Source organism: Streptomyces sp. URMC 126, from assembly GCF_051386555.1.
Taxonomy (GTDB): domain Bacteria; phylum Actinomycetota; class Actinomycetes; order Streptomycetales; family Streptomycetaceae; genus Streptomyces.
Genome location: NZ_JBPQTX010000071.1, coordinates 1 through 26,082, shown reverse-complemented (window position 1 = coordinate 26,082; position 26,082 = coordinate 1). Strand labels below are relative to the sequence as shown.

General features: G+C 73.0%; 21 protein-coding genes. 14 read left to right on the top strand and 7 right to left on the bottom strand.

What is annotated here, in order from left to right:
- Positions 1-98: 98 nt before the first annotated feature.
- Positions 99-800, bottom strand: a complete 702-nt coding sequence (locus ACSNOK_RS11695) for a DUF2470 domain-containing protein (RefSeq protein WP_436780559.1) — start codon at positions 798-800, stop codon at positions 99-101.
- 188 nt (positions 801-988) lie between these two features.
- Here ACSNOK_RS11695 and rpsD point away from each other — a divergent pair, with 188 nt between their 5' ends.
- The 11 genes from rpsD (at position 989) to aroQ (ending at position 12,011) form a co-directional block, all read left to right on the top strand.
- Complete coding sequence (rpsD, locus tag ACSNOK_RS11690; protein ID WP_436780558.1) at positions 989-1,603, top strand: 30S ribosomal protein S4; 615 nt, start codon at positions 989-991, stop codon at positions 1,601-1,603.
- A gap of 181 nt (positions 1,604-1,784) precedes the next feature.
- Positions 1,785-2,231, top strand: coding sequence for a DUF948 domain-containing protein (locus ACSNOK_RS11685; protein WP_436780557.1), 447 nt, complete (start codon positions 1,785-1,787; stop codon positions 2,229-2,231).
- A 7-nt stretch (positions 2,232-2,238) separates the two neighbouring features.
- Positions 2,239-2,571: a DUF6167 family protein gene (locus ACSNOK_RS11680; RefSeq protein ID WP_436780556.1), complete on the top strand. Its 333-nt coding sequence runs from the start codon at positions 2,239-2,241 to the stop codon at positions 2,569-2,571.
- Positions 2,571-5,240 (top strand): alanine--tRNA ligase, encoded by a 2,670-nt coding sequence (gene alaS / locus ACSNOK_RS11675; RefSeq protein ID WP_436780555.1) that lies wholly within the window; start codon positions 2,571-2,573, stop codon positions 5,238-5,240. Before ACSNOK_RS11680 ends, alaS begins: the two co-directional genes overlap by 1 nt.
- Before the next feature lie 2 nt (positions 5,241-5,242).
- Complete coding sequence (gene ruvX, locus ACSNOK_RS11670) at positions 5,243-5,707, top strand: Holliday junction resolvase RuvX (RefSeq protein ID WP_436780554.1); 465 nt, start codon at positions 5,243-5,245, stop codon at positions 5,705-5,707.
- A 123-nt stretch (positions 5,708-5,830) separates the two neighbouring features.
- Entirely contained in the window at positions 5,831-7,747 is a 1,917-nt protein-coding gene (mltG, locus tag ACSNOK_RS11665; RefSeq protein WP_436780553.1) for an endolytic transglycosylase MltG, read from the top strand.
- Positions 7,744-8,571 (top strand): shikimate dehydrogenase, encoded by an 828-nt coding sequence (locus ACSNOK_RS11660; RefSeq protein WP_436780552.1) that lies wholly within the window; start codon positions 7,744-7,746, stop codon positions 8,569-8,571. Before mltG ends, ACSNOK_RS11660 begins: the two co-directional genes overlap by 4 nt.
- A 180-nt stretch (positions 8,572-8,751) precedes the next feature.
- Positions 8,752-9,936, top strand: coding sequence for a chorismate synthase (aroC, locus tag ACSNOK_RS11655; protein WP_436780551.1), 1,185 nt, complete (start codon positions 8,752-8,754; stop codon positions 9,934-9,936).
- Positions 9,933-10,469 (top strand): shikimate kinase, encoded by a 537-nt coding sequence (locus tag ACSNOK_RS11650; RefSeq protein ID WP_436780550.1) that lies wholly within the window; start codon positions 9,933-9,935, stop codon positions 10,467-10,469. The genes aroC and ACSNOK_RS11650 overlap by 4 nt, the downstream gene beginning before the upstream one ends.
- Positions 10,470-10,476: 7 nt before the next feature.
- The gene (gene aroB / locus ACSNOK_RS11645) at positions 10,477-11,568 is read left to right on the top strand and encodes a 3-dehydroquinate synthase (protein WP_436780549.1); all 1,092 of its coding nucleotides are present in this window, start codon (positions 10,477-10,479) and stop codon (positions 11,566-11,568) included.
- Positions 11,565-12,011: a type II 3-dehydroquinate dehydratase gene (gene aroQ, locus ACSNOK_RS11640; RefSeq protein WP_436780548.1), complete on the top strand. Its 447-nt coding sequence runs from the start codon at positions 11,565-11,567 to the stop codon at positions 12,009-12,011. The genes aroB and aroQ overlap by 4 nt, the downstream gene beginning before the upstream one ends.
- 219 nt (positions 12,012-12,230) lie before the next feature.
- Here aroQ and ACSNOK_RS11635 read toward each other — a convergent pair whose 3' ends face one another.
- The gene (locus tag ACSNOK_RS11635; RefSeq protein ID WP_436780547.1) at positions 12,231-14,795 is read right to left on the bottom strand and encodes an ABC transporter permease; all 2,565 of its coding nucleotides are present in this window, start codon (positions 14,793-14,795) and stop codon (positions 12,231-12,233) included.
- The gene (locus ACSNOK_RS11630; protein WP_434096463.1) at positions 14,792-15,556 is read right to left on the bottom strand and encodes an ABC transporter ATP-binding protein; all 765 of its coding nucleotides are present in this window, start codon (positions 15,554-15,556) and stop codon (positions 14,792-14,794) included. The genes ACSNOK_RS11635 and ACSNOK_RS11630 overlap by 4 nt, the downstream gene beginning before the upstream one ends.
- A 538-nt stretch (positions 15,557-16,094) precedes the next feature.
- Between ACSNOK_RS11630 and ACSNOK_RS11625 the strand changes: the two genes are divergently transcribed.
- Entirely contained in the window at positions 16,095-17,957 is a 1,863-nt protein-coding gene (locus ACSNOK_RS11625) for a lytic transglycosylase domain-containing protein (RefSeq protein ID WP_436780546.1), read from the top strand.
- 93 nt (positions 17,958-18,050) lie between these two features.
- Here ACSNOK_RS11625 and ACSNOK_RS11620 read toward each other — a convergent pair whose 3' ends face one another.
- From ACSNOK_RS11620 to ACSNOK_RS11610, 3 genes are all read right to left on the bottom strand, one after another.
- Positions 18,051-18,953, bottom strand: coding sequence for a cellulose-binding protein (locus ACSNOK_RS11620; protein ID WP_436780545.1), 903 nt, complete (start codon positions 18,951-18,953; stop codon positions 18,051-18,053).
- A gap of 195 nt (positions 18,954-19,148) precedes the next feature.
- On the bottom strand, positions 19,149-21,941 hold the full coding sequence (locus ACSNOK_RS11615) for an SUKH-4 family immunity protein (protein WP_436780560.1): 2,793 nt from the start codon (positions 21,939-21,941) through the stop codon (positions 19,149-19,151).
- Between the two features lie 5 nt (positions 21,942-21,946).
- Positions 21,947-22,924, bottom strand: coding sequence for an HNH endonuclease (locus ACSNOK_RS11610; protein WP_351514372.1), 978 nt, complete (start codon positions 22,922-22,924; stop codon positions 21,947-21,949).
- A 474-nt stretch (positions 22,925-23,398) separates the two neighbouring features.
- Between ACSNOK_RS11610 and ACSNOK_RS11605 the strand changes: the two genes are divergently transcribed.
- Together ACSNOK_RS11605 and ACSNOK_RS11600 are read left to right on the top strand one after the other, a co-directional pair.
- Positions 23,399-23,950 (top strand): YwqJ-related putative deaminase, encoded by a 552-nt coding sequence (locus ACSNOK_RS11605; RefSeq protein WP_436780544.1) that lies wholly within the window; start codon positions 23,399-23,401, stop codon positions 23,948-23,950.
- Between the two features lie 5 nt (positions 23,951-23,955).
- Complete coding sequence (locus ACSNOK_RS11600; protein ID WP_436780543.1) at positions 23,956-24,456, top strand: SUKH-3 domain-containing protein; 501 nt, start codon at positions 23,956-23,958, stop codon at positions 24,454-24,456.
- Between the two features lie 138 nt (positions 24,457-24,594).
- Here ACSNOK_RS11600 and ACSNOK_RS11595 read toward each other — a convergent pair whose 3' ends face one another.
- A complete protein-coding gene (locus ACSNOK_RS11595; RefSeq protein WP_436780542.1) occupies positions 24,595-25,959 on the bottom strand; it encodes a sensor histidine kinase in 1,365 nt (454 codons plus the stop codon).
- Positions 25,960-26,082 lie beyond the last annotated feature (123 nt).

The following is a 26,082-nucleotide window of genomic DNA, read 5'->3' as shown; positions in this document are numbered from 1 at the left end:
TCCTCAAACGCCGGACGGGCTGATACAGCCGGTCCGGCGGGGGTGCGGGGGCTTGCCCCCGCAAGAAACGGGAAGGGGCGGGACAGGGGCATCCCCCCTCATTCCTCCGCCGCGTCGAACAGGCGGTGCATCTCCCTGCGCAACCCCGCCACGTCCCGCACCGGCTCCGGGAACTCGAACCGCGCGTCGAACGAGCGGTCGGCCGGCGCCCCGGACCCCTCGCGGGTGAAGCGGACGCGGAAGCCGAAGCGGTCCAGAGCCAGTGGTACGGCGGCGCCCGTGCCCGTCCTCCGTTCGTCCAGGAGGTGCCACAGGGTCCGTACCTGATCCGCGTGCCCCGCGTGGAGGTGCTGGAGGAGCTCCGCCTCGTACTCGACGAGCGGGTCGGGCGCGGCGGCCGCGAAGTCGTCCGGGGAGACGGTCTCGATGCCCCAGAGGTCGTCCACAGAGATGTCGCCGAGCTCCAGGCGGAGCATCATGCGGCCAGGCTCCGTGACACCGGGCACGCACGTCAGCCAGCCCGAGAGCCAGGCGCGGCCGCGGATGCGGTTGGGGACGGAGACCGGTGCCACGTCGGTGAGCTCCAGCACGGCGGGGAGATCGTCGTCCTGGGCGTGGGTGGCGGCGCGGACGACGGGGGAGTCGGCCGGGTAGACGAGGTAGACGTCGCCGTCGGGCCCGACGGTCCGTACCTCGGGGGAGAGGGGTTCGGGGCGGGTGGCGGCGGCCCCGGGAACGAGCAGTACCGCCGAGCATGTACTCTGTACGAGAGTTCGTGTGCGCTCGGCTGCTGACGGCATCCGGGCGGTTTCAAGTCCGCTGGGACGCGGCTGACCACGATCTGATCGGACCTCCGTCGCACCGACGCCATCAGTTGCGTCGGCCTTCTTCGTGCTGTCCGTGACGTGACTGGTGTTCCCCGGGCGAGACATGCGATCTCCTTGAGTAAGGTGAGCCTAACCTAACCTATTTCGGAGGTCTGGAGAACGTGCCTAACCAGTCGCGTCCCAAGGTCAAGAAGTCTCGTGCGCTCGGCATCGCCCTGACGCCGAAGGCCGTCAAGTACTTCGAGGCCCGTCCCTACCCGCCGGGCGAGCACGGCCGCGGCCGCAAGCAGAACTCGGACTACAAGGTCCGTCTGCTCGAGAAGCAGCGTCTGCGCGCGCAGTACGACATCAGCGAGCGCCAGATGGCGCGTGCCTACGACCGCGCCAAGAAGGCCGAGGGCAAGACCGGCGAGGCGCTGGTCATCGAGCTGGAGCGTCGCCTCGACGCCCTGGTCCTGCGCTCGGGCATCGCCCGCACGATCTACCAGGCCCGCCAGATGGTCGTCCACGGCCACATCGAGGTCAACGGCAAGAAGGTCGACAAGCCGTCCTTCCGCGTCCGTCCCGACGACGTCGTGATGGTCCGCGAGCGCAGCCGCGCCAAGCACCCCTTCCAGGTCGCCCGCGAGGGTGGCTACGCGGGTGAGGGCGAGACCCCGCGCTACCTGCAGGTCAACCTGCAGGCCCTGGCCTTCCGCCTGGACCGCGAGCCCAACCGCAAGGAGATCCCGGTCATCTGCGACGAGCAGCTCGTCGTCGAGTACTACGCCCGATAAATCGGCCGTAGGACCCTCCTTCACGCCCGGCCCGCCGTCCCTCCGCCCCCGTGGCGGCGGGCGGCGGGCCGCCGCGTTTTCAGGGCCTCGAAACGGGGTACGGGCCGCCACCCGCGGCGCGATAAGGTCGGTACCCGACGTTTCCAACGTATGACCAGCGACGACAGCAGGGAGCGGTGCCGTGACCGGTGGAGAGGTGGCCGGGATCCTCGTGGCCGTCTTCTGGGCGATCCTGGTGTCCTTCATCGCCCTCGTCCTGGTGCGGCTCGCGCAGACGCTGAAGGCGGCCACCAAGCTGGTCGCCGACGTCACCGAGCAGGCGGTGCCGCTGCTGGCCGACGCCTCGGCGACGGTCCGGTCCGCCCACACCCAGCTCGCCCGCGTCGACTCGATCGCCGCGGACGTCCAGGAGGTCACGGCCAACGCCTCCGCGCTGTCCTCCACCGTCTCCTCCGCCTTCGGCGGACCGCTGGTGAAGGTCGCCGCCTTCGGCTACGGGGTGCGGCGGGCGATCGGGCGCAAGGGCGCCCCCGCCGAGCCCGAGCGCACCGTGGTCACCGGCCGGAGCGTCGGGAAGAAGCTGCCGTCCGCCCGGCGCGGCGGCCGACGTACCCGTGGGAAGGGCTGATCCGGAAATGTTCCGCCGTGCTTTTTGGTTCACCACCGGGGTGGCCGCCGGAGTGTGGGCCACCACCAAGGTGAACCGCACCCTGGACAAGCTCACCCCCGAAAGCCTCGCGCTCCAGGCGGCCGACCGCGCCGTGCTCGCCGGCCGCCGCGTCAAGCACTTCGCCCTCGACGTGCGCGACGGCATGGCGCACCGCGAGGCGGCGCTCAAGGACGCGCTCGGCCTCACCGCCGGACCGGAGGCGGAGGAGGCCCGGGCACTGCCCGCCGGACGGCCGCACCTCGTCGTCGTCGAACCCACCCATCCCCACCACTCGCTGACCCGGAAAGAGGACCACTGATGGAGTCCGCTGAAATCCGCCGCCGCTGGCTGCGCTTCTTCGAAGAGCGTGGGCACACCGTCGTGCCGTCGGCGTCGCTCATCGCGGACGACCCGACGCTGCTCCTCGTCCCCGCCGGCATGGTGCCCTTCAAGCCCTACTTCCTGGGTGAGGTCAAGCCGCCCTTCACCCGCGCCACCAGCGTGCAGAAGTGCGTCCGCACGCCGGACATCGAAGAGGTCGGCAAGACCACCCGGCACGGCACGTTCTTCCAGATGTGCGGCAACTTCTCGTTCGGCGACTACTTCAAGGAAGGCGCCATCAAGTACGCCTGGGAGCTGCTGACGGCTTCCGTGGCGGACGGCGGATACGGCCTGGAGCCCGAGAAGCTCTGGATCACCGTCTACGAGGAGGACGACGAGGCGGAGCGCATCTGGCGCGACGTCGTCGGCGTGCCCGCCGAGCGGATCCAGCGGCTCGGCAAGGGCCCCAACTTCTGGTCCATGGGCGTCCCCGGCCCCTGCGGCCCCTGCTCCGAGATCAACTACGACCGCGGCCCCGAGTTCGGCGTCGAGGGCGGCCCGGCCGTCAACGACGAGCGGTACGTGGAGATCTGGAACCTGGTCTTCATGCAGTACGAGCGGGGTGCCGGCGACGGCAAGGAGGACTTCCCGATCCTCGGCGACCTCCCCGCCCAGAACATCGACACCGGCCTCGGCCTCGAGCGCCTCGCGATGATCCTGCAGGGCGTCCGGAACATGTACGAGACCGACACCCTGCGCGTCGTCATCGACAAGGCCACCGAGCTCACCGGCGTCGCCTACGGCAAGGCCGACGCCTCCGACGTCTCGCTGCGCGTGGTCGCCGACCACATGCGCACCTCCGTGATGCTCATCGGCGACGGCGTCACCCCCGGCAACGAGGGCCGCGGCTACGTCCTGCGCCGCATCATGCGCCGCGCCATCCGCAACATGCGGATGCTGGGCGCCACCGGCCCGGTCGTCGCCGACCTGCTCGACGTGATCATCAACACGATGGGTCAGCAGTACCCGGAGCTGATCACGGACCGCAAGCGCATCGAGACCGTCGCGCTCGCCGAGGAGGCCGCCTTCCTCAAGGCCCTCAAGGGCGGCACCAACATCCTCGACACCGCCGTCACCGAGACCAAGGCCGCCGGCGGCACGGTCCTCTCCGGCGAGAAGGCGTTCCTGCTCCACGACACCTGGGGCTTCCCGATCGACCTCACCCTGGAGATGGCCGCCGAGCAGGGCCTCTCCGTGGACGAGGACGGCTTCCGCCGCCTGATGAAGGAGCAGCGGGACCGCGCCAAGGCCGACGCCAAGGCCAAGAAGACCGGCCACGCCGACCTGTCCGCCTACCGCGAGGTGGCCGACACCGCGGGCGAGACCGACTTCACCGGCTACACCCTCACGGAGAACGAGGCCACCGTCGTCGGCCTGCTCGTCGACGGCGTGCCGTCGCCGGCCGCCTCCGAGGGCGACGAGGTCGAGATCGTGCTCGACCGTACGCCGTTCTACGCCGAAGGCGGTGGCCAGCTGGCCGACCAGGGGCGTATCAAGCTCGACAACGGCGCCGTGGTCGAGGTCCGCGATGTGCAGAAGCCCGTCCCGGGGGTCAACGTCCACAAGGGTGTCGTCCAGGTCGGCGAGGTGACGGTCGGCGCCTCGGCGTACGCCGTCATCGACGTCAAGCGCCGCCGGGCCATCGCCCGCGCCCACAGCGCCACCCACCTGACCCACCAGGCGCTGCGCGACGCGCTCGGCCCGACGGCCGCCCAGGCCGGTTCGGAGAACTCGCCGGGCCGCTTCCGCTTCGACTTCGGCTCCCCGGCCGCGGTGCCCGGCACCGTCCTCACCGACGTCGAGCAGCGGATCAACGAGGTCCTCTCCCGGGAGCTTGACGTCCACGCCGAGATCATGAGCCTGGACGAGGCCAAGAAGTCCGGCGCGATCGCCGAGTTCGGCGAGAAGTACGGCGAGCGGGTACGCGTCGTGACCATCGGCGACTTCTCCAAGGAGCTGTGCGGCGGTACGCATGTCGCCAACACCGCCCAGCTGGGTCTGGTGAAGCTGCTCGGCGAGTCCTCGATCGGCTCCGGCGTGCGCCGCGTCGAGGCCCTGGTCGGCGCCGACGCGTACGACTTCCTGGCCCGGGAGCACACGGTCGTCGCCCAGCTCACCGAGCTGGTCAAGGGTCGTCCGGAGGAGCTGCCGGAGAAGATCTCCGGCATGCTCGCCAAGCTCCGCGAGGCCGAGAAGGAGATCGAGCGCTACCGCGCCGAGAAGGTGCTCCAGGCCGCCGCCGGGCTGGCCGAGGGCGCCAAGGACGTCCACGGGATCGCCCTGGTGACCGGCAGCGTGCCGGACGGCACCGGCGCCGACGACCTGCGCAAGCTGGTTCTCGACGTCCGCGGCCGGATCCAGGGCGGCCGCCCGGCCGTCGTCGCCCTGTTCACCGTGGCCAACGGCCGTCCGCTGACCGTCATCGCCACCAACGAGGCCGCCCGCGAGCGGGGCCTCAAGGCCGGCGACCTGGTCCGTACGGCCGCCAAGACGCTCGGCGGCGGCGGTGGCGGCAAGCCGGACGTCGCCCAGGGCGGCGGCCAGAACCCGGAGGCCGTGGCCGACGCCATGGCCGCCGTGGAGCGCCTCGTGGCGGAAGCGGCCTGACCGTGCGACGTGGCAGACGCATCGCCGTCGACGTCGGGGACGCCCGGATCGGGGTCGCCTCGTGCGACCCCGACGGGATCCTCGCCACACCGGTCGAGACCGTTCCGGGACGGGACATCCCGCAGGCCCACAAGCGGCTCGCGGCGATCGTCGCGGAGTACGAGCCCATCGAGGTCGTCGTCGGCCTGCCCCGCTCCCTCAAGGGGGGAGAGGGGCCGGCCGCGGCCAAGGTGCGCACGTTCGCCAAGGAGATGGCCCGGCGCGTCGCGCCGGTGCCCGTCCGGCTGGTGGACGAGCGGATGACCACGGTCACCGCGGCCCAGGGGCTGCGCGCGTCCGGTGTCAACAGCAAGAAGGGGCGGTCCGTCGTCGACCAGGCGGCAGCCGTGATCATTCTGCAGAACGCCCTGGAGACCGAACGGACGTCGGGGCGCCCTCCGGGCGAACCCGTCGAAGTGGTCATCTGATCGCGATACGGTAACCTTCCGCGCGACATGGCAGCTAGTTCGAACGCCATCCCTACAGGACCAGACGATCGGACCCGCGCCCTCCCAGGCGCCCGGCTGCCGCTGTGCGGCTCTAGGGGATTGATGACTGAGTACGGCCGGGGTTCCGGCTCCCAACCGTGGAATCCCGGCGACCCCCACCACGGGGACCCGGGATACGAGGGTCAGCAGCATCCGCCGCAGCCGCAACAGCCGCACTACGGTCAGCAGCAGTACCCGGACCAGCGGTTTCCCGAGCAGCAGCAGTACGGCTGGGAACAGCAGGGGCAGGGCGGTGGGGGCCACTACGGTGACCCCCACTCGCAGGCCGGGCAGCAGAACCACGGCTCGTACGGCCAGTCGGCCGGCGGTTACCCCGGCGGTTCCGACGGGGCCGGCGGCTACTACGGGACGGGCGGCGGATACCCGGGGCAGGACGGGCAGTCCTACGACACCGGGCAGCACCCCCACGTACAGCAGCAGACGTACGACACCGGGCAGCACCCGCAGCCCGGCGGTCAGCAGACGTACGACACGGGGCAGCACCACCAGCCCTCCTACGACACGGGACAGCACCCGCAGCAGTCGTACGACACCGGGCAGCACCCGCAGCAGGCCTATGACACCGGGCAGCACCCGCGGCAGTCGTATGACACGGGGCAGCATCCGCAGCAGTCGTACGACACCGGTCAGCACCCGCAGCCGGGCGGGCAGCGGGTGCCGCAGCAGGCTCCCGCCAAGGAGTCGCACGAGGAGTGGTCGGAGGAGCCTTCCGGTGAGCACTCGCTGCTCTCCGAGTCCGCGGCGGCCCCGGCCCCCCGGTCGTCGCCGGCCATAGACCTCCTGCCGGGCGGCGTCGCGGACGCCGACGAGGAGGACGAAGAGGACGGGGCCGACGAGCCGCGGCGCGGCCGGCGCGGCTCCGGCTCCGGCGGCAAGGGCAAGAAGCAGCCCAAGCGCCGCAGCGGTACGGCCTGCCTGGTCGTCGCGGTGGTGCTGGTCGGCGCCGTGGGCGGCCTCGGCTACCTCGGGTACGACTACTGGGAGACCAACTACGGCCCCGCGCCCGATTACGAGGGCGAGGGCACCGGCTCCGTTCAGGTGGAGATCCCCAAGGGAGCGGGCCTCACCCAGATGGGTGACCTTCTCCAGAAGAACGGCGTGGTCAAGAGCGCCCGGGCGTTCACCGAGGCGGCGGGCACCAAGCTCATCCAGCCCGGCACGTACACCCTGCACAAGGAGATGTCGGCCGAGTCCGCCGTCACGATGATGACGGACACCAAGAACCTGCTGACCATCCGCGAGGGCATCCGGGCCGCCGAGGTCTACAGCTCCATCGACAAGAAGCTGGAGCTCAAGCCCGGCACCACCAAGGACGTCGCCAAGGCGCAGGCGAAGAACCTCGGCCTGCCCGACTGGGCGAACGGCGACCCGGACGTCAAGGACCCGCTGGAGGGCTTCCTCTTCCCCTCGCAGTACAACGCGGGCAAGGGCACCAAGCCGGAGGAGATCCTCCGGCAGATGGTCAAGCGGGCCAAGGCCAACTACGAGCAGCAGGACCTGGAGGGCAAGGCCAAGGAGCTGGGCCTGAAGTCCCCGCTCCAGGTCATCACCGTGGCCAGCCTCGTCCAGGTCGAGGGCAAGTACAAGCACGACTTCGACAAGATCGCCCGGGTCGTCTACAACCGGCTCAAGCCGGACAACAAGGAGACGTACGGCCTGCTGGACTTCGACTCCACGGTCAACTACGCCAGGAGCCAGTCCACCCTGGACACCGGTTCCGTCAACGACCTGCGCAAGTTCAAGGACCCGTACAACACGTACAGCATCAAGGGCCTGCCGCCCGGGCCGATCAGCAACCCCGGTATGGACGCCCTGAAGTCGGCGCTCGAACCCGCCTCCGGTCCCTGGTACTACTTCGTCTCGATCAACGAGGACAAGACGCTGTTCGCGGTGACCAACGCGGAGCACAACAGGAACCGGGAGCAGTACCGACAGGAGCACGGAAAGACCGGCCGATGACCGCACGCCACCGGGCCGCCGTACTCGGCTCGCCCATCGCCCACTCGCTCTCCCCGGTTCTGCACCGGGCCGCCTACGCCGAACTGGGCCTGGGGGAGTGGACGTACGACCGGTTCGAGATCGACGAGGCGGCGCTCCCCGGCTTCGTGGCCGGGCTCGGCCCCGAGTGGGCGGGGCTCTCGCTGACCATGCCGCTCAAGCGCGCGATTATCCCGCTGCTGGACGAGGTCAGCCCCACCGCGCGGTCCGTCGAGGCCGTCAACACGGTGGTGTTCACCGAGGACGGCCGGCGGGTCGGCGACAACACCGACATCCCCGGCCTGGTCGCCGCCCTGCGCGAGCGCGGGGTGGAGAAGGCCGCCTCGGCGGCCGTGCTGGGCGCCGGAGCCACCGCCTCCTCGGCGCTCGCCGCGCTCGCCGGCCTCTGCACGGGTGAGGTCACCGCGTACGTCCGCAGCGCCGAGCGCGCCGCCGAGATGCGGCGCTGGGGCGAACGGCTCGGGGTGCCCGTCCGCACCGCCGACTGGTCGCGCGCCGCCGAGGCGTTCGAGGCCCCGCTGGTCGTCGCGACCACCCCGGCGGGCGCGGCGGACGCGCTCGCGGCCGCCGTCCCGGACCGGCCCGGCACCCTCTTCGACGTGCTCTACGAGCCCTGGCCGACCCCGCTCGCGGCGGCCTGGGCCGCGCGCGGCGGCACCGTCCTGGGCGGCCTCGACCTGCTCGTCCACCAGGCGGTCCTCCAGGTCGAGCGGATGACAGGGATCTCACCGGCACCGCTCGCGGCCATGCGGGCCGCCGGGGAAGCGGCCCTCGCGGCGCGCTGATCCCGGCCACTCGGTGCGCTCGATCCCACCCGCCGGCCCCTCGCGGAACAGGCGGAAACGTCCGGAACGCGGACCGGCGCCGGGATACCGCCCCGACCATGGGAGGATCGGGGGCGGCGGGCCGTACCCACGCGTCGGTCGCGCCGCCGCACGATCCAGGCGCGAACAAGAGGAGTTCCGTTGAGCAGGTTGCGCTGGCTGACGGCCGGGGAGTCGCACGGTCCGGCCCTGGTGGCGACGCTGGAGGGGCTGCCCGCGGGCGTCCCGGTCACCACGGAGATGGTGGCGGACCACCTGGCCCGGCGGCGCCTCGGCTATGGACGCGGCGCGCGCATGAAGTTCGAGCGGGACGAGGTCACCTTCCTCGGCGGCGTACGGCACGGCCTCTCCCTCGGCTCCCCGGTCGCCGTCATGGTCGGCAACACCGAGTGGCCCAAGTGGGAGAAGGTCATGGCGGCCGACCCGGTGGACCCGGAGGAGCTGGCCTCGCTCGCCCGCAACGCCCCGCTGACCCGGCCGCGCCCCGGCCACGCGGACCTCGCCGGGATGCAGAAGTACGGCTTCGACGAGGCCCGGCCGATCCTGGAGCGCGCCTCCGCGCGGGAGACCGCGGCCCGGGTCGCCCTCGGCGCCGTCGCCCGCTCCTTCCTCAAGGAGGCGGCCGGCATCGAGATCGTCTCGCACGTCGTCGAACTGGCCGCGGCCAAGGCCCCGTACGGGGTCTACCCCAAGCCGTCGGACGTGGAGCGGCTGGACGCCGACCCGGTGCGCTGCCTCGACGCCGACGCGAGCGCGGCGATGGTCGCCGAGATCGACCAGGCGCACAAGGACGGCGACACCCTCGGCGGCGTCGTCGAGGTCCTCGCCTACGGCGTGCCCGTCGGTCTCGGCTCGCACGTGCACTGGGACCGCCGGCTGGACGCCCGGCTCGCCGCCGCCCTCATGGGCATCCAGGCGATCAAGGGCGTCGAGCTCGGCGACGGCTTCGACCTGGCCCGGGTGCCGGGCTCGAAGGCGCACGACGAGATCGTCGCGACCGAGGAGGGCGTCCGCCGTGCGTCGGGCCGCTCCGGCGGCACCGAGGGCGGCCTGACGACCGGCGAACCGCTGCGCGTCCGCGCCGCGATGAAGCCCATCGCCACCGTGCCCCGCGCCCTCGCCACCATCGACGTCACCACCGGCGAGGCCGCCAAGGCCCACCACCAGCGGTCCGACGTCTGTGCCGTGCCGGCCGCCGGCATCGTCGCCGAGGCGATGGTGGCGCTGGTCCTGGCGGACGCCGTGGTGGAGAAGTTCGGCGGCGACAGCGTCGCCGAGACCCGCCGCAACGTGCGGGGGTACCTCGACAACCTGGCCATCAAGTGACCGGGCCGGTAGCTGTTCTGGTCGGCCCGCCCGGAGCCGGGAAGTCGACCATCGGAGCGCTGCTCGCCGAGCGGCTCGGCACCGGCTACCGGGACACCGACGCCGACATCGAGCGGACCGCCGGCAAGCCCATTCCGGAGATCTTCCTGGACGAGGGCGAGCCGCACTTCCGCGAGCTGGAGCGGCAGGCCGTGCGCGCCGCCGTGGCGGAGCACCCCGGGGTGCTCTCGCTCGGCGGCGGCGCCGTCATGGACCCCGGCACCCGGGAGCTGCTCAAGGGGCTGCCCGTCGTCTTCCTCGACGTCGACCTGGCCGACGCCGTCCGCCGGGTGGGGCTGGACGCCCCGCGCCCGCTGCTGGCCGTCAACCCGCGCAAGCGGTGGCGGGAGCTGATGGAGGCCCGCCGCCCGCTCTACACGGAGGTCGCCCGGGCCGTCGTCGCCACCGGAGGCCGGACCCCGGCCGAGGTCACCGACGCGGTACTCGACAGTCTGCGCCCGCCCGGCGCCCGAACCCACGACACCTCGCAGTGAGGAACGCATGACCGACGCACCCACCCGTATCCAGGTCGCCGGCACCGCCGGTACCGCGCCGTACGAGGTCCTGATCGGCCATCGGCTGCTGGGCGAGCTGCCCGCGCTCATCGGGACCGGCGCCCGGCGCGTGGCCGTCCTGCACCCCGAGGCGCTGGCCGAGACCGGCGAGGTCCTCCGCGCCGACCTCGCCGAGCAGGGCTACGAGGCCATCGCCATCCAGGTGCCCAACGCCGAGGAGGCCAAGACCGCCGAGGTCGCCGCCTACTGCTGGAAGGCGCTCGGCCAGTCCGGCTTCACCCGCACCGACGTCGTCGTCGGCGTCGGCGGCGGGGCCACCACCGACCTCGCCGGCTTCGTCGCCGCCACCTGGCTGCGCGGTGTGCGCTGGATCGCGGTGCCCACCACCGTGCTGGCCATGGTCGACGCCGCCGTCGGCGGCAAGACCGGCATCAACACCGCCGAGGGCAAGAACCTCGTCGGCGCCTTCCACCCCCCGGCCGGGGTGCTGTGCGACCTGTCCGCGCTGGAGTCGCTGGGGGTCCACGACTACGTCAGCGGGCTCGCCGAGGTCATCAAGGCCGGCTTCATCGCCGACCCGGTGATCCTCGACCTGATCGAGAGCGACCCCGAGGCGGCCCGCACCCCGTCCGGCCCGCACACCGCCGAGCTGATCGAGCGCGCGATCCGGGTGAAGGCCGACGTCGTCTCCCAGGACCTCAAGGAGTCCGGCCTCCGCGAGATCCTCAACTACGGGCACACCCTCGCCCACGCCATCGAGAAGAACGAGCGGTACAACTGGCGGCACGGCGCGGCCGTCGCCGTCGGCATGGTCTTCGCCGCCGAACTCGGCCGGATCGCCGGGCGGCTGGACGACGCGACGGCCGACCGGCACCGCGCGGTGCTGGAGTCCGTCGGGCTGCCGGTGACCTACCGGGGCGACCAGTGGCCCAAGCTGCTGGAGACGATGAAGATCGACAAGAAGACGCGGGGCGACCGGCTGCGCTTCATCGTGCTCGACGGGCTGGCGAAGCCGGCGGTGCTGGAGGCTCCGGACCCGGCGATGTTGCTGGCCGCACACGCCGAGATCGCGGCGTGAGCGGCGCTCGGCGGGTCCTCGTCCTCAACGGGCCCAACCTCGGGCGGCTCGGCTCCCGTGAGCCCGACGTCTACGGGTCCACCTCGTACGCCGGGCTGGTGGAGGAGTGCACCAAGCTCGGTGCCGAGCTCGGCTTCGCCGTGGACGTCCGCGAGACCAACGACGAGGGCGAGCTGGTGCGCTGGCTGCACGAGGCGGCCGACGGGCGGCTGCCCGTCGTCATCAACCCCGGTGCCTTCACGCATTATTCGTATGCGATGCGGGATGCCGCCTCTCAGCGGACCGCGCCGCTGATCGAGGTGCACATCTCCAATCCGCATGCGCGGGAGGCGTTCCGGCATACCTCCGTGATCTCGGAGGTGGCGTCCGGGACGATCGCCGGGTTCGGGGTCGGGTCGTACCGGCTCGCGTTGCGGGCGCTCGCCGAGGAACTCCGCGGCTGAGTGGAGCGTCTGGGGTGAGGGGGTAGGGTGCCCCGGTCCCGCCCTTTCACCGTTTCCTGCGGGGGTAGCCCCCGCACCCCCTGAAGCGCGCTGCGCGCGCTGTCCTCAGACGCCGGACGGGCTGGGTGGGGCCGGGACTGTCCAGCGCCCGGCCTCGGGACGGCGCCGGCCCGGCCGCGCACCCCCGTGGCGCGGTCGGGCCGGTTGCCCCGGTGGCGGTCAGTCGGTGGCGATGGCGTTCAGGACGTTCATCCGGCCCGCCCGGAAGGCCGGGACCAGGGCGGCGAGGAGGCCCACCACCGCGGAGCCGAGGAAGACGGCGGTGATCGTCGGCCAGGGGATCTCCAGCACGCCGAGGCCTTCCAGGGCCAGGAGCTTCTGGGCCGTCGCTCCCCAGCCCATGCCGAGTCCGAGGCCCAGCAGGGCACCGAAGAGGGCGATGACCACCGACTCCAGGCGGATCATGCGGCGCAGCTGGCGGCGGGAGAGGCCGATGGCGCGCATCAGGCCGATCTCGCGGGTTCGCTCGACGACCGAGAGGGCGAGGGTGTTCACGACGCCGAGGATCGCGACGATGATCGCCAGGGCCAGCAGCCCGTAGATGATGTTGAGGAGCTGGCCGACCTGGTCCTTGATCATGGCCTTGTAGTCGGCCTGGTCCCGGACCTTGACCTGCGGGTAGTCGGCGACGGCGGCCTTGAGCGAGGCGGCCGCCTCCGTGGCCCGGCCGTCCTTCGCCTTGGCGAGGATCATGCCGGTCAGCGGCATCGCGTCCGCCGGCATGTACCGCCGGACAGTGGCGATGTCCACGTACATCGCGCCCTTGTCGAGGGCGGTGTCGTCCGAGGTGATGGCGTTGACCCGGAGCCGGGCGGTCCGGCCGTCGATCATGGTGACGGTCAGCCGGTCACCGCGCCGGATGCCGTGGTTCTTCGCGTAGCCCTCGGCCACCGACATGCCGTCCTTGGCGTAGGCGTCCTTCAGGCGGCCCTGGACGGTCTCGGAGCGGACGTCGTCGGCGTAGGTGGGGTCGGTGGCGGTGAGCCGCTGGGTGGCGGTCTTGCCGTCGGGGGTGGTGACCTTGGCCAGGACGCCGACGTAGCGGCTGAAGTGCTCCATGTCGCGGGCCGACAGGACGGCCTTCTCGACGGCGGCGCTCAGGGGCTTGTCGCCGCCGTCCTGGACGATGAAGTCCGCTCCGACGGACTTGTCCAGCTGGTCGGTGGCCGAGGCGACCATCGAGGAGCCCACCACCGACAGGGCGGCGACCAGCGCCAGGCCGATCATCAGGGCGGAACCGGTGGCTCCGGTACGCCGGGGGTTGCGCAGCGCGTTGCGCTCGGCGAGCCGCCCGACGGGGCCGAAGACGCGGAGCACCACGGCACCGAGCGCGCGGACGACGAAGCCGGCGAGCAGCGGTCCGACGACAACGAATCCGACGAGGGACAGCAGGACGCCGAGGCCGAGGTAGCCCGAGCCCGCGGCGGCCTCGTCGGCGTTGCCCGCGGCGAGCAGGGCGGCGGCTCCGGCGGCCGTGAGGGCCAGCCCGATGCCGGCCCGGACCCGTCCGGCGCGGCCGTCGGCGGGGGTGCCGGCGTCGCGCAGGGCGGCCATCGGCGAGATCTTCCCGGCCCGGCGGGCGGGCAGGTAGGCGGCGAGCACGGTGACGAGGACGCCGATGGCGAGGCCGACGAGCGGCGTGGTGGCCTTGATCGTCAGTTCGCTCGTGTCCAGGCTCATGCCGAGCGACCGCATGATCTGCATCAGTCCGACGGCCAGTCCGATGCCTCCGCCGATGCCCAGCACCGAGCCGATGACGCCGAGCATCAGCGCCTCGACGAGCACCGACCGGTTGACCTGGCGGCGGCCGGCGCCGATGGCCCGCATCAGGCCGATCTCGCGGGTGCGCTGGGCCACCAGCATGGAGAAGGTGTTGACGATCAGGAAGATGCCCACGAGGACGGCGATGCCGGCGAAGCCCAGCAGCGCGTACTTCATGACGTCGAGGAAGGAGCCGAAGTCCTTCTTGTTCTCCTTTTTGGCCTCGGCGGCGGTGTGCACGGCCAAGTGCGGACCGACGGCGGCGGTGACGCGTTCCTTCAGCTCCTCGTGGCCGACGCCGGAGGCCGCTGTCAGGTCGAAACCGCTGTACGCGCTGGTGGTGCCGAGCAGCCGGGTCTGAGCGGTGCGGGTGTCGAGGTAGACGATCGCCGCGCCCGGGTTGGTGGTCTTGTAGGTGGCGAGGCCGACGACGCGGACGCGGAAGTCGCCCGGGGCCGCGATGATCCGGAGGGTGTCGCCGATCCGCACACCGCGCTTGTCGGCGGTGTCGGAGTCGAGGACGGCCTCGGCGGCGCCGCGCGGCTCGTGACCGCTGGTGATCTCGACGGACTTCTTCTGCCGCTCGCTCCAGTTGGTGCCCACGGTGGGGGCGCCGGAGTCGGGGCCGATGTCCTTGTTGCGGGCGTCGGCGACGGTGATCTGCTGGTTGCTCGCCTCCGGCTCGACCCTGGCGACGCCGGGCACGGCGGCCAGCTTCCCCTGGAGGGACGCGGGCACGGTCCGCGGCTTGCCGGTCTGCTGGACGTCGTCCTTCTTCTCGGGCGTGACCGAGACGTCGGAGGCGGTGGCCGCGAAGAGCTTGTCGAACGTCGCGTTCATGGTGTCCGTGAACACCAGCGTGCCGCAGACGAACGCCACCGACAGCAGCACGGCCACGGCGGACAGCGCCATCCGGCCCTTGTGGGCCAGGAGGTTGCGGAGGGAGGTTTTGAGGACGGTCACGACACCCGCCCGCGGGCGTCGAAGTGCTTCATGCGCTCCAGGACCATGTCGGCGGTGGGCTGGTGCATCTCGTCGACGATCCGCCCGTCCGCCAGGTAGAGCACGCGGTCGGCGTACGAGGCGGCGACGGCGTCGTGGGTGACCATCACGATGGTCTGGCCGAGCTCGTCCACCGAGCGGCGGAGGAAGCCCAGGACCTCGGCGCCGGCCCGGGAGTCGAGGTTGCCGGTCGGCTCGTCCCCGAAGATGATCTCGGGCCGGGCGGCGAGCGCGCGGGCTACGGCGACGCGCTGCTGCTGACCGCCGGACAGTTGGTTCGGGCGGTGCTTGAGGCGACCCGCCAGGCCGACGGTCTCCACCACCCGGTTCAGCCAGGCCCGGTCGGGCTTGCGGCCCGCGATGTCCATGGGGAGCGTGATGTTCTCAAGGGCGTTGAGGGTCGGCAGCAGGTTGAACGCCTGGAAGATAAAGCCGATCCGGTCCCGGCGGAGCTGGGTGAGCTTCTTGTCCTTGAGCCGGGTTATCTCGGTCTCGTCGATCCAGATCTCGCCGGAGGTGACCGTGTCGAGGCCGGCGAGGCAGTGCATCAGGGTCGACTTGCCGGACCCCGACGGGCCCATGATGGCCGTGAACTGCCCCCGGGCGATGTCCACGTCGACGTGGTCCAGCGCGGTGACGCGGGTCTCCCCCGAGCCGTACGCCTTGAGGACCTGACGCGCCCTCGCCGCCACGGCCGTCCGCCCTCCGCCGCTCCCGGTCATGGGAATCGATACAGCCGTCTTCACGGTCGGGTCTCCTGTCCCTGCTGCTTTTCCGCGTCGCCCGCGATGCGTCCGACGGGCCTCTTCGGGCCTGTTCCAGCCTGCTGTCCCGCGGCGCGTGCCGCGATGGGGCCCAGCGGTGTTCCGGTGGTGGGGCCAGCCCCACCCCGGCCCTCCGGTGGACCGCACGACGAGCCTAGGGAGCGGTCGGGGCGCCGCTCCTCCTGCTGCGGGACGAACACCACCGGTGGGGATGTAGGGGCCAACCCCTAGGGGACGCACCCCTGCGGGCGGGCCGCTTCTCAGGGTCGTGCAGAATCGGAATGCCCTATTCCGGGCGCCGTGCGCCCAGGGCGAGCGGGCGAAACGGCCGAACCGCCGTCCCTTCCGGGGGAACGCGTCGCGAAGAAACCGTGAAGCCCGTCCCGGGGCAAGACAATTGGGGCTTGAGGGAATTAGTGTTCGGGTCTATGGCCGAGGGGGGCGTCCGACAGCCTCCCCTGCGCCCGGCCGCCGGTCTCCCAAGGAAGCAGCCTCAGTGAAGATACTTCGTACGCGCGCTGCCAGCGTCTCCCGACAGGGACTGTGCACTGCTCTGCTCGTCGCCAGCCTCACCACCGCGGCGGTGGGCGCCAGCCCGCCGCACAACGCGGCGGACGCCGGTGACCCCGCCCCCGGGCCCGGCAACCCGCAGAGACTGCCGCATGGCTCCCCCAACCTCGCCCTGCCCGACCTCGTCCCGCCACCGGGCACCCCCGGAGCGCCTGGCCCCGGCACTCCCGACAGCGGCCCGGACAAGGCCACCGGCATCCCCGCGACCGCGCTCGCCGCCTACAAGAACGCCGAGAAGCTCGCCAAGGAGCAGTGGCCGGACTGCCACGTGCCCTGGGAACTCATCGCGGCCATCGGCAAGGTGGAGTCCGACCACGGCGGCATGGGCGGCGGCCTGCGCACCGACGGCTCGACCGGGAAGCCCATCATCGGCCCGCCGCTGACGGGTGAGAAGTTCGCGCTCGTCCGCGACACGGACGGCGGCCGGTACGACGGGGACCGGCAGTTCGACCACGCCGTCGGGCCCATGCAGTTCATCCCGTCCACCTGGCAGGCGTACGCCGCCGACGGGCGCGGCGCCGGCCAGAAGGACCCCAACAACATCTTCGACGCGGCGGCCGGCACGGCTCGTTACCTGTGCGCCGGCGGCCTCGACCTGAGCAAGCAGGAGGACGTCGACAAGGCCGTCCTCCGCTACAACTCCTCCGGCGATTACCTCAAGACGGTGCTCGCCTGGATGCGGACGTACCGGAACGGCGGCGGTGGCGCCGTACCGAACCCGCCCGTGAGCTCGCTCCCGCCGGCGGGGGGCACGACGCTGCCTCCGCTGCCGACGACGCCTTCCGTGCCGACCGTGCCCGCGACGCCCGGCACGCCGGGCACCACTACGCCGACCCGGCCCACGCCGGGGAACACGACGCCGAGCACGCCCAAGCCGAAGCCGAAGCCGGAGCCGGACCGGAACAAGCCGGGCGACAAGGACAAGCCCGGGAAGGACAAGCCGAAGCCGCCGGCGGAGGCGGTCGGGCTGGAGGCCGACGGCGAGCAGCGGTTGTCGGCGGAACCCGGCATGACCTTCGAGGTGCAGCCGCGGGTGCGCGCGGTCACCAAGGACGGGCAGCCCGCGCCGAAGGCGCGCGTCCGTTTCGACATCGTCGGGAAAACCGACGCGCTGTTCCGGAACGGCACCCGGACCTACTACGCCACCACCGGCTCCAAGGGTCTCGCCAGCACGCAGAAGATCAAGGCGGGCAAGGAGACCGGGGACTTCACCGTCCTCGCGACTTTGGAGGGCCGCCACAGCGCCCCCGTCGAATTCACCGCGACGGTCAAGACTCCGCCCGCGCCGCCGCACGCGGATGCGATCGTCAGGATCGACGAAACCGATCTGAAGACCGCTCCCGGCGCGTCCTTCGGGGCCCCTGTGATCGTCCAGGCGACCACGAAGAGCGGCCGGGCGGTGGTCGGGCAGCGGATCAAGGCCACGATCCTCGCGAACGACAAACCGACGCAGGCCGGCCCCTTCTTCGAGGACAAGAAGAACGGCGGCACGCCCCGCACGGTCGATCTCCCCGCGACCGGCCAGGACGGGAAGACGACCCTGCCCCGGCTGTTCGCCGACCGGCAGGAGGGCACCTTCACCCTGAGCCTGACCACCGAGGACGGGGTGGCGCTCACCTTGGATCTGATCGTCGACGCCAAGTTCGGGAAGACCGGCGACACCGGCAAGACCGGCGACAAGGCCAAGGACGGCAAGAAGAGCGACGGCAAGAAGGGCAAGGACACGAAGGGGAGGCAGGACCACGCCACCCCGAGCCCCAGCCCCAGGGCCACCCGCCCCACCGAGTGACCGTGACCGGCAGCCGCGCCGCCGGCTGACGCGGAACAGCACTCACCGTACGTCCCGTCCATCCCGCCGGCGGAGGACGGGACGTACGCCGTCTCAGTCGCCCAGGGCCGGGTCCTCGGCCACCGGCTTGCCCGTCAGGGCCGCCAGGCTGTGGCGCACATGGGCCATGTGCGATCGCAATTCCTCGCGCCGCTCCTCGTGCTCGCGGAGCACCCGCTCGGTCTCCCGCGCGATCCGCTCCTCCCGCACCCGGGCCTGGGCGATCAGGGACGCGGCCTGCGCCTCGGCGTCCTCCTGGCCGTGCCGGGCCGCCTCCTCGGCGTCCGCGTACCGGCGCTGGGCCTCGTTGAGCGTGGAGCGCGCGTACTCCTCCATCGCGGCCACCCGCGCGTCCATCGCCGCCTCGCGCTCGGCGTCCTCGCGGCCCGCCGCGTCCCAGCGCTCGGCGTGCTCCTTCTCCTGGTCGGCCAGCATCGCGGCGGTGCGTTCCCGCATCTCCTGGAGCGCCGCCTCGGCGTCCGCGCGCCACTGCTTGGCGTCCTGCCGGGCCGTCGCCCGCAGCTCGTCGGCGACCGTCTGGGCCGCCAGTTGCGCCTGCCGGGCCCACTCCTCGGCCTCGGCCCTGACCTCGACCTGGTACTCGTGGGCGGCGTCGCGGACCTTGCGGGCGTAGGCGCCCGCCGCGTCGTGCATCTCGGCGGCCTCGGCCTCGGTGCGCTCCCGCAGCCCCAGTGCCTCGACCTCGGCGGTGGCGATCAGGCCCTGGGCGCGCGGGCCCAGCGTCTCGTAGGTCTGCGGGGGCAGCTGCGCCACCACCTGCTGGAGACGCTGGACCTCGTCCTCCATCTCCCGCGCCAGGACGGTCAGCCGCGCCGCGCGCTCCCAGGCGGTGTCGCGCTGCCGCGCGAACTCGGCGAGGGCGCGCTCAACCTGGTCAGGCCGGTAGCCGCGGCCTCGTACGACAGTGAAACCGTCAGGTGACACCGATGCACTCATGCTTGTAGCCCCTTATATCCGGAAACCCGGTCTGCGACGCGGTCAGGCGCACATCATTCCCGCACGAGGGAAGTGCCCAAAACACGACACTCCGCCTGGCTGTTCTGTCAAGGATGCGCCGACCGACAGCGCGGAGCGCCCGGCTCCCCGTGCGCGGGGCCGAGCGCCCTGCCGCCGTCGAATCCCGGCCGGCCGCTAGAAGAGACCGTCCCACATCTGCTCCAGCAGCACCGCCCACCAGTTCTCCGGTGACGAGAAGGCCACCGGGTCGAGCGCGGCGATCTGGTCCTGGAAGTCCACGGTCCAGCGCCCCGCCTGCTCCGGCGTCAGCCCGTAGCGCCAACGCCACATGCGCCCGAGCAACGCCAAAGAGCGTACGAACTGAGGAAGGCTCGTGTTGACGAACTGCGGCACCGCCGGGCGGCCGTCCGGGGCCGCCTCCAGCGGGACGGCGACGATGTGCGCCGTCCCGTACTGGACGCAGAGCTGCCGCCCGAAGTCGCTGCCCATCACCAGGTACGAACCGGCGTCCGACGCCGGCTGGACCCCGCGCTCGACCGCCAGCTCCGCGAGCGTCGGCACCGGACGGCCCGGCTGGGCCTGCGCCCAGAAGAACGGTCCGAAGTCCGCCGGCAGCCCGGCCCACACCAGCGTCTGCGCCACCACCTCCGGCACGCCCTGCCGGGAGACGGCGCGCTGGTCGAAGCGGAAGACGCCCTGCGGGCCGAACGAGTCGAGCAGTTCGCGCGCGATGGCGTCCGCGGCGACCGGCGGGGCCGGACGCACCTGGTGCGGCTGCGGCAGCGGCACCGGGTTCGGGGCCGGCCGGGCGGGGGCGCCGGCGACCTGGTGCAGCTCCCCCTGGTGTTCCAGCAGATGCCGTACGCCCTGCCGGCGGCCGGCCTGGTCGCCGGCGTACGCCGCGGTGTGGCTGACCCGCACCTGCGGCCAGGTCTCGCGGATCATCCGCGCGCAGTAACCGCCCGGCAGATCGCACGATTCCAGCTCGGTATGGAGCTCCAGCACCTGCTGCGGCGGCACGTTCAGGGTCCGCAGCTCGTGCAGGATCTGCCACTCCGGGTGCGGGGTGCCCGGCGCGCTGCGCCGGATGACCTGCTGCTCCGAGCCGTCCTGGGCGCGGTAGCGGAGGACGGCCATATAGCCCGGGCCGACCGTCGGGACACCGGCCGGCGCCTGCGGATAGCCGTAACCACCGGGCGGCTGCGGCGCGTTGGGCACCGGCGGGACGCCCGGCGCGCCGGGGCTCGCGAGCATGGTGGCCGCGGCGTGCACGCCGCCCGGCGGGGTGCCCGGGGCGCCGGGCGCGCCGGGGGCGTGCGGGGCGGGCGCACCGGCGCCGGGCGCGGCGCCCGGGGCGCCGGGGGCGGCCGGCGGGTGCACGCCGGGGCTTCCCGGGGCGCCCGGCGGCGTGGAACCGCCCGGGGCGCCGGGGGAGTTCGGGACACCCGGGGCGGCGGGGACGTTCGGGGCGCCCGGCCCGTTCGGTCCGGCGAGCATCGTCGCGGCGGCGTGGACGCCACCCGGCGGCGTGCCGGGTGCGGCCGGCGGCGTTCCCGGCGGCGCGGGCGGTACGGGAGCGGCACCGGGGGCCGCGGGCGCACCGGGGACGCCCGGCATCCCGGGCGTACCGGGCGTCGCGAGCATCGTCGCCGCGTAGGCGGCCGACCCGCCGGCAGGGGGCTGCTGACCCGAACCGGTGCCGCCGGCCGGAGCGTTGGGAGCCGCCGGCGGAGCGGGCGGCGGCACGGCCGGGCCCGCGGGCGGCGCGGTCGGCGGCGGGACCGCGGCACCGGGCGCGGCAGGCGGTACGACCGGGGCGCCCGGCGCGGGCCGCAGGGCCTCGGGGTCCTCCAGCGCGGGGGCCAGCCGTGTTCGCGGCAGCGAACTGCCGCCGGGCATCAGCTCCGTCTTGGCGTCCGGCCGCACGCCCGGCGGGGGCGTGTCGTCGTCGTCCGAACCGGACAGCGCCGGCGCGAGGACGGTCGCCGGCAGGTTCCCGGTGTCGTCACCGTCGGCCCCGGCCGAGACGTCGGCACCGGCCCAGACGGGCTCGGGGGCCGACGGCAGTGACGTGGCAGGGGTGGCGGGAGAGGCGTGAGGGGTGGGAGGGGCGGGAGCGACCGCAGCGGCAGACGGCGACGAAGGCGAGGACGGCGAAGGGGACGAGGACGGCGAAGGGGACAGGTCCCGCGCCTCCCCCGGACCGGACGCGCCGGCGGCGCCGGACGGCCCGGAAGCAGGGGACGGACCGGAGGCAGCGGCCTCACCCGTCACCCCGGAAGCACCAGCACCACCGGACGTACCCGACGTGCCCGACGTACCGCTCGAAGCCGAGGCGGAAGCAGTGGACGGCGAAGCGGCGGCGGCCGGCCCGGAAGCCCCCACCCCCGGAGCATCCGACGCCCGGCCCTCTCCGCCCTCTCCGCCCGCGCCACCGGCGGAATCAGCGGAATCGGCGCCCGCCGTCCCGGCCGAGGAGCTCGCCGACGCCCCACCGGACGTACCCCCACCGGAAACACCCTCACCCGACGTCCCGCCCGACCCGGACGACGCCACCGCGCCCTCCCGCTCACGGTCGCGCTTGCGGTCGGGGATGCCCATCGCGTCCGCCGCGTCCTGGAGCCACTGCGGCGGGCTCAAGAGGAACGACGTGGCGTTCAAGTCCACCCGCTGCGGCGGCTCGTCCGCCGCCGGCGCGGGCTCGGCCGCGGTGCCGTACTCCTCCTCGTACCGCCGGATCACCTCGCCGACCGGCAGCCCGGGCCACAGCGTGGTCTCCCCGCTGTCGCGCGCGATCACCAGGCGCGAGCGGGCGGTGTCCGTGGACGCCACGCCCTCGCGGTCCTCGGCCCAGGCGACGAAGCCCAGGTCGAACTCCCGCACCTTCACCTCGCGGTGCAGATACGCCGGAACGTCACCGTTGACCCAGCGCTCCGCGCGCTCCTGAGCCTGCGCGAAGGTCACCACCGCGCTCACCCCTCCACCGGGACGGCGTACGCGAAGCCGCCGTCGACCATCAGGTTCGCCACCGTCTCCAGCTCGGGCGGGCCGCCCGCGAGCCGGGAGAGGAAGGCGTCGAAGTCCTCACCACAGGGCAGCAGCAGCCGCTCCACCCGCTCCTGCACCGTCCAGCCGTCCTGGTCCCGGGCGTCGTCGTAGGGGCAGAACCAGACCGAACCGGTCGCCTCGCCCTTCACCTTGACCGCCAGGACACCGCCCTGCACGAAGGCCACCCCGAGGTAGTCCTTGGTGAAGTGGTCGCGCAGGCACTTGTTGACGTAGACGAGGTCGTTGACCGCCGCCTCCTCGCGGACCGTGAAGAACGGCTGGTCGAGCAGCAGCCCCAGCTCGGCGTCGAGCGCGACGCCCACCGGGGCGCAGCCGCCGGCCGCCTTGAGGAAGGCCCGGTAGGCGCCGGGCAGCCGGTAGCCGAGGTCCTCCTCGACGCCCTGGACCTGCTCCTCCGTCACGGCCAGCTCCCGCTGCGGGAGCGCGAAGTGGACCGGCCGGGTCTCCTGGAGCGGCCGGGTGCCGCGCTTCTCCTGGTCCACGGCGGCCGTCGCCAGCCCGCCGTGGTGCCGCAGCAGCGCCTTCACCTCGGCCGGCACCAGCTCCAGCCGGCGCGTGCCGGCCACGTGGTGCCAGGTCCAGCCGTGCGGGGTCGCCACCGGGTGCAGGCTCGCCCAGAGTTCGTGGCCCTCGGCGTGCAGCGCGGCGTTGGCCGACACGTAGTCCGTCAGGCGCAGCTCGTCCACGCCGAAGCCTTCCGGCGGGTCCGCGATCTCGGCGGCGGCCCGGGCGTACGGGGAGAAGTCGGGGTACCCGTCCTCGTCCACCCGCACGCCCTGGGGGTAGCGGCCGTGCCGGACGGGGTCCGGGAAGTGCACGACCTGCCCGGCGTAGGCCGTGTTCGGTGGCGCGGCCTGCTGCCCGAGCCGACCTGTCGTCATGGCGGATGCCCCCTGCTTGGCTGGCGTGTTCTGCGACGTTCGCGGTCCCGGCGGCGGGTGACGGAGCCCGCGGCCGGGACGGCCTCGTGACGGACAGCCTATGCGGTGGCGCAAGACGGGCTCCCGCCCGTGTGCGGGCCGGGGCCCGACGGCGAACGCGGCGCCCGGCGGCCTCACGGCCCGAGGGTGGCCGCCGGCGTACCGGCGACCTTCCGCCCCGGCCGGCCGGCGAAGCCCTCGCCTCGCCTCCCGGAACCCGGCGGAGCACCCGGAAGCCGGGAGAACCGCAGAAACCCCTCACGTCCCGGCAAACCCCCGCACCGCGACCGCCTCACCCCCGCGCCACGACTCGGACCCCTCTCACCTATCCCGGCACACCAGACACACGCAACACCGCCCTGCCTTCCACTCCCACCACCCCGTTTGGCAGGCTGATCCCCGCAACAGGGGGATTGCAGGGAGGGAAGAACCACCATGCACACGACGCAAGACCATCAACCCCTGACCGGGAGCGCCGACGGACGGAGCGCGGCGCCCGGCGACCCCCGGCTCAGCTGGAGCACCACCGAGGACGCCGAACGTCCACCGGTGCTGCTCACCCGCCGCGACGGCATCCTGCCCGCCGTCGCCGCCGCGCTCTCCGTCCGCGGCACCACGCTGACCTGCACCGCGGGCAAGGCCGAACAGCCGCCCGCCCTGCACCCCCTGGTCCAGGACTTCCTGGACACGCTCACCAGCGACCGCCGCGAGCGCTTCACCGGCCGCTGCCCCGAGGCGCTGCTCCTGACCCGCTTCCTCACCACCCACGAGGCGGGCCGCAGCAAACGCGCCTCCCGCAAACCCCTCACCCACGGCGAGGCCCGCCGCGCCCTCAAGCAGTCGAAGATCACCGCGCGGCATATCCGCGAGGACGGCGATCCCCGGCACGGCGCGTACGCCCCGCCCTGCCGGTCCTGTACCGCGCTCCTCGCCCACTTCGGCGTCCGCGCCATCGACCCCACCACCACGGAACGAGGCAGGCCCTGACCTCCATGCGCGCTTTCGACCGCACCGCAGCCACCCGGTTCCCCGTCGCCGTCGACGCCGCCCTGCGCGAGGCGGGCTGGCAGCCCGGCCGCTGGGACATCAAGGCCGCCGAGAAGTGGGCCGACGCCCTGCGCGCCCATGTGTCACCCGCCGGTCACCGGCACACCGTCTTCCCGGCCGCCGTCGAGGCCTGGGCGGAGTTCGGCGGCCTGCGCGTCTCCGGGCCCGGTCCGGGCAAGCACATCGCGCCGACGCCGTTCCACATCGACCCACTGCACGGGCTGCACCTCGCGCGGACCGTCGCCGATCTGGGCCGCGCGCTCGGCACCGAGGTCTGCCCGCTCGGCCAGGAGCTCGACGGGCAGGCCGTGCTCACCATCGACGCGCACGGGCGGGTGTACAGCCTCGACCACAGCGGGGACTGGTTCCTCGGCTCCGACATCGATCACGCGATCGGGGCGCTCGTCACGGGGACGCGGCCGGCTCGGCTGTCGTTCGGCGGCTGACGCCGCCGGGGCGAGATACCCCAGTCCCGCCCCTTCGCCGATTCCTGGGGCTGACGCCCCAGGCCCCAAAGCCGCGCTCCGCGCGGTCGTCCTCAAACGCCGGACGGGCTGAACGGTGCGCCCGGGCGCGTCATGTCCCTACGCCGCGTCCGCCCCCGCCGCCTCCCCCGCGTCCGGTATCACCGCCGAGACCCGGAACCCGCCCCGGTCCGTCGGCCCGGACACGAACACGCCGCCCAGCGCCGTCACCCGCTCCCGCATGCCGACCAGCCCGTTGCCGCCGCTCGGCAGCCCCGCGTCCGTCCCGCCGTCCGAGGGCCCGTTCTCCACCTGGAGGGCCACCTCGCCCTCCCGGTGCGCGACGCGGACCCGGGCCGCGGCGCCCGGGGCGTGTTTGTGGACGTTGGTCAGGGCCTCCTGCACCACCCGGTACGCGGTGCTCTCCACCCGCGGGGCGTACGAGCGCTGCTCGCCCTCGACGGAGAACTCGACCGCCATTCCGGCCTGCCGCGACTGACCCACGAGGTCGGCGAGTTGCCCGAGGCACGGTCCGTCCGCGGCGGTGGTGGCGGCGAGGGCGTCGGCGGACCGGCGGACCCGCGCCGAGGCCGCGGCGGCCACCGCCGCCAGCCGCTCGGGCTCCCGCGCGGCCGCGGGCTGCGGCGCGCCGTCGGGCTTCGCCCGCAGGACGCCGAGCATCTCCCGCAACTCGGTCAGCGCCTGCCGGCCCATGTCGCCGACCAGTTCCGCGTTCCGCGACGCCTTCTCGGGGTCCTTCAGGGCGACGGCCTGGAGCGCCGCCGCGTGCACCACCATCAGGGAGACCCGGTGCGCCACCACGTCGTGCATCTCCCGGGCGATCCGCGTCCGCTCCTCGCTGCGGGCCCACTCGGCCCGCTCCTCGGCCCGTTCGGCCAGCAGCGACAGCTCGCGCTCCAGCCCGTCGGCCCGTTCCCGCAGGCTCTCCACCAGCCTCCGGCGGGCGCCCACGTACAGGCCGAGGAGCAGCGGCGGCGCGGTCAGCCCGAGGGCCATGACCGAGGAGAAGAGCAGGGACGCCCCGAGGCCCGGCTGGTAGCCCGACTGCGAGGTGTCGCGGTGGAACCGAGCGGCGGCGACGACCAGCGTGCCGGCCAGGGACGCGACCGCGAGGACGACGATGATCCGCCGCGGTACGTCCGACGCGGCGAGCGTGTACAGCCCGACGAGCCCGAGCAGGAAACCCATCTCGGCCGGGGTGACGGCGATCGACACCAACACCACCGCCACCGGCCACCTCCGGCGCACCAGCAGTGCGCCGCCGACCGGTATCCCCACCAGCGCTCCGAGCGCCCCGGGCGCCCCCACCTCGTGTGCGAACGAGTACCCCTCGAAGACGCACTCGATCACCGACACCAACGCCAGCACGACGTCCAGCACCATGCTCCGCCGCCTGGCCCACCACCACGGCCCCGCGGGCGCGCCCCGGGCGCCCGCCTCCGTGATTGCCCCCGTTGTGGTCATACCACCCAGACTACGGGGGCAGGCCAACGGTTTTGAAAGAACTGACAGCTACACGCAAACGGCAGCCGCCGAAGCGAACCCGCCATGCCGCTCGGCCCCACCCCTCTCCCTGTCTCTTATACA

Bases quoted from the DNA above. Each gene is read 5' to 3' on its own strand.
- ACSNOK_RS11695 (WP_436780559.1), bottom strand. From the start codon at position 800: ATGCCGTCAGCAGCCGAGCGCACACGAACTCTCGTACAGAGTACATGC.
- ACSNOK_RS11680 (WP_436780556.1), top strand. From the start codon at position 2,239: ATGTTCCGCCGTGCTTTTTGGTTCACCACCGGGGTGGCCGCCGGAGTG.
- alaS (WP_436780555.1), top strand. From the start codon at position 2,571: ATGGAGTCCGCTGAAATCCGCCGCCGCTGGCTGCGCTTCTTCGAAGAG.
- mltG (WP_436780553.1), top strand. From the start codon at position 5,831: ATGACTGAGTACGGCCGGGGTTCCGGCTCCCAACCGTGGAATCCCGGC.
- ACSNOK_RS11660 (WP_436780552.1), top strand. From the start codon at position 7,744: ATGACCGCACGCCACCGGGCCGCCGTACTCGGCTCGCCCATCGCCCAC.
- aroB (WP_436780549.1), top strand. From the start codon at position 10,477: ATGACCGACGCACCCACCCGTATCCAGGTCGCCGGCACCGCCGGTACC.
- ACSNOK_RS11630 (WP_434096463.1), bottom strand. From the start codon at position 15,556: ATGACCGGGAGCGGCGGAGGGCGGACGGCCGTGGCGGCGAGGGCGCGT.
- ACSNOK_RS11620 (WP_436780545.1), bottom strand. From the start codon at position 18,953: ATGAGTGCATCGGTGTCACCTGACGGTTTCACTGTCGTACGAGGCCGC.
- ACSNOK_RS11610 (WP_351514372.1), bottom strand. From the start codon at position 22,924: ATGACGACAGGTCGGCTCGGGCAGCAGGCCGCGCCACCGAACACGGCC.
- ACSNOK_RS11605 (WP_436780544.1), top strand. From the start codon at position 23,399: ATGCACACGACGCAAGACCATCAACCCCTGACCGGGAGCGCCGACGGA.
- ACSNOK_RS11600 (WP_436780543.1), top strand. From the start codon at position 23,956: ATGCGCGCTTTCGACCGCACCGCAGCCACCCGGTTCCCCGTCGCCGTC.
- ACSNOK_RS11595 (WP_436780542.1), bottom strand. From the start codon at position 25,959: ATGACCACAACGGGGGCAATCACGGAGGCGGGCGCCCGGGGCGCGCCC.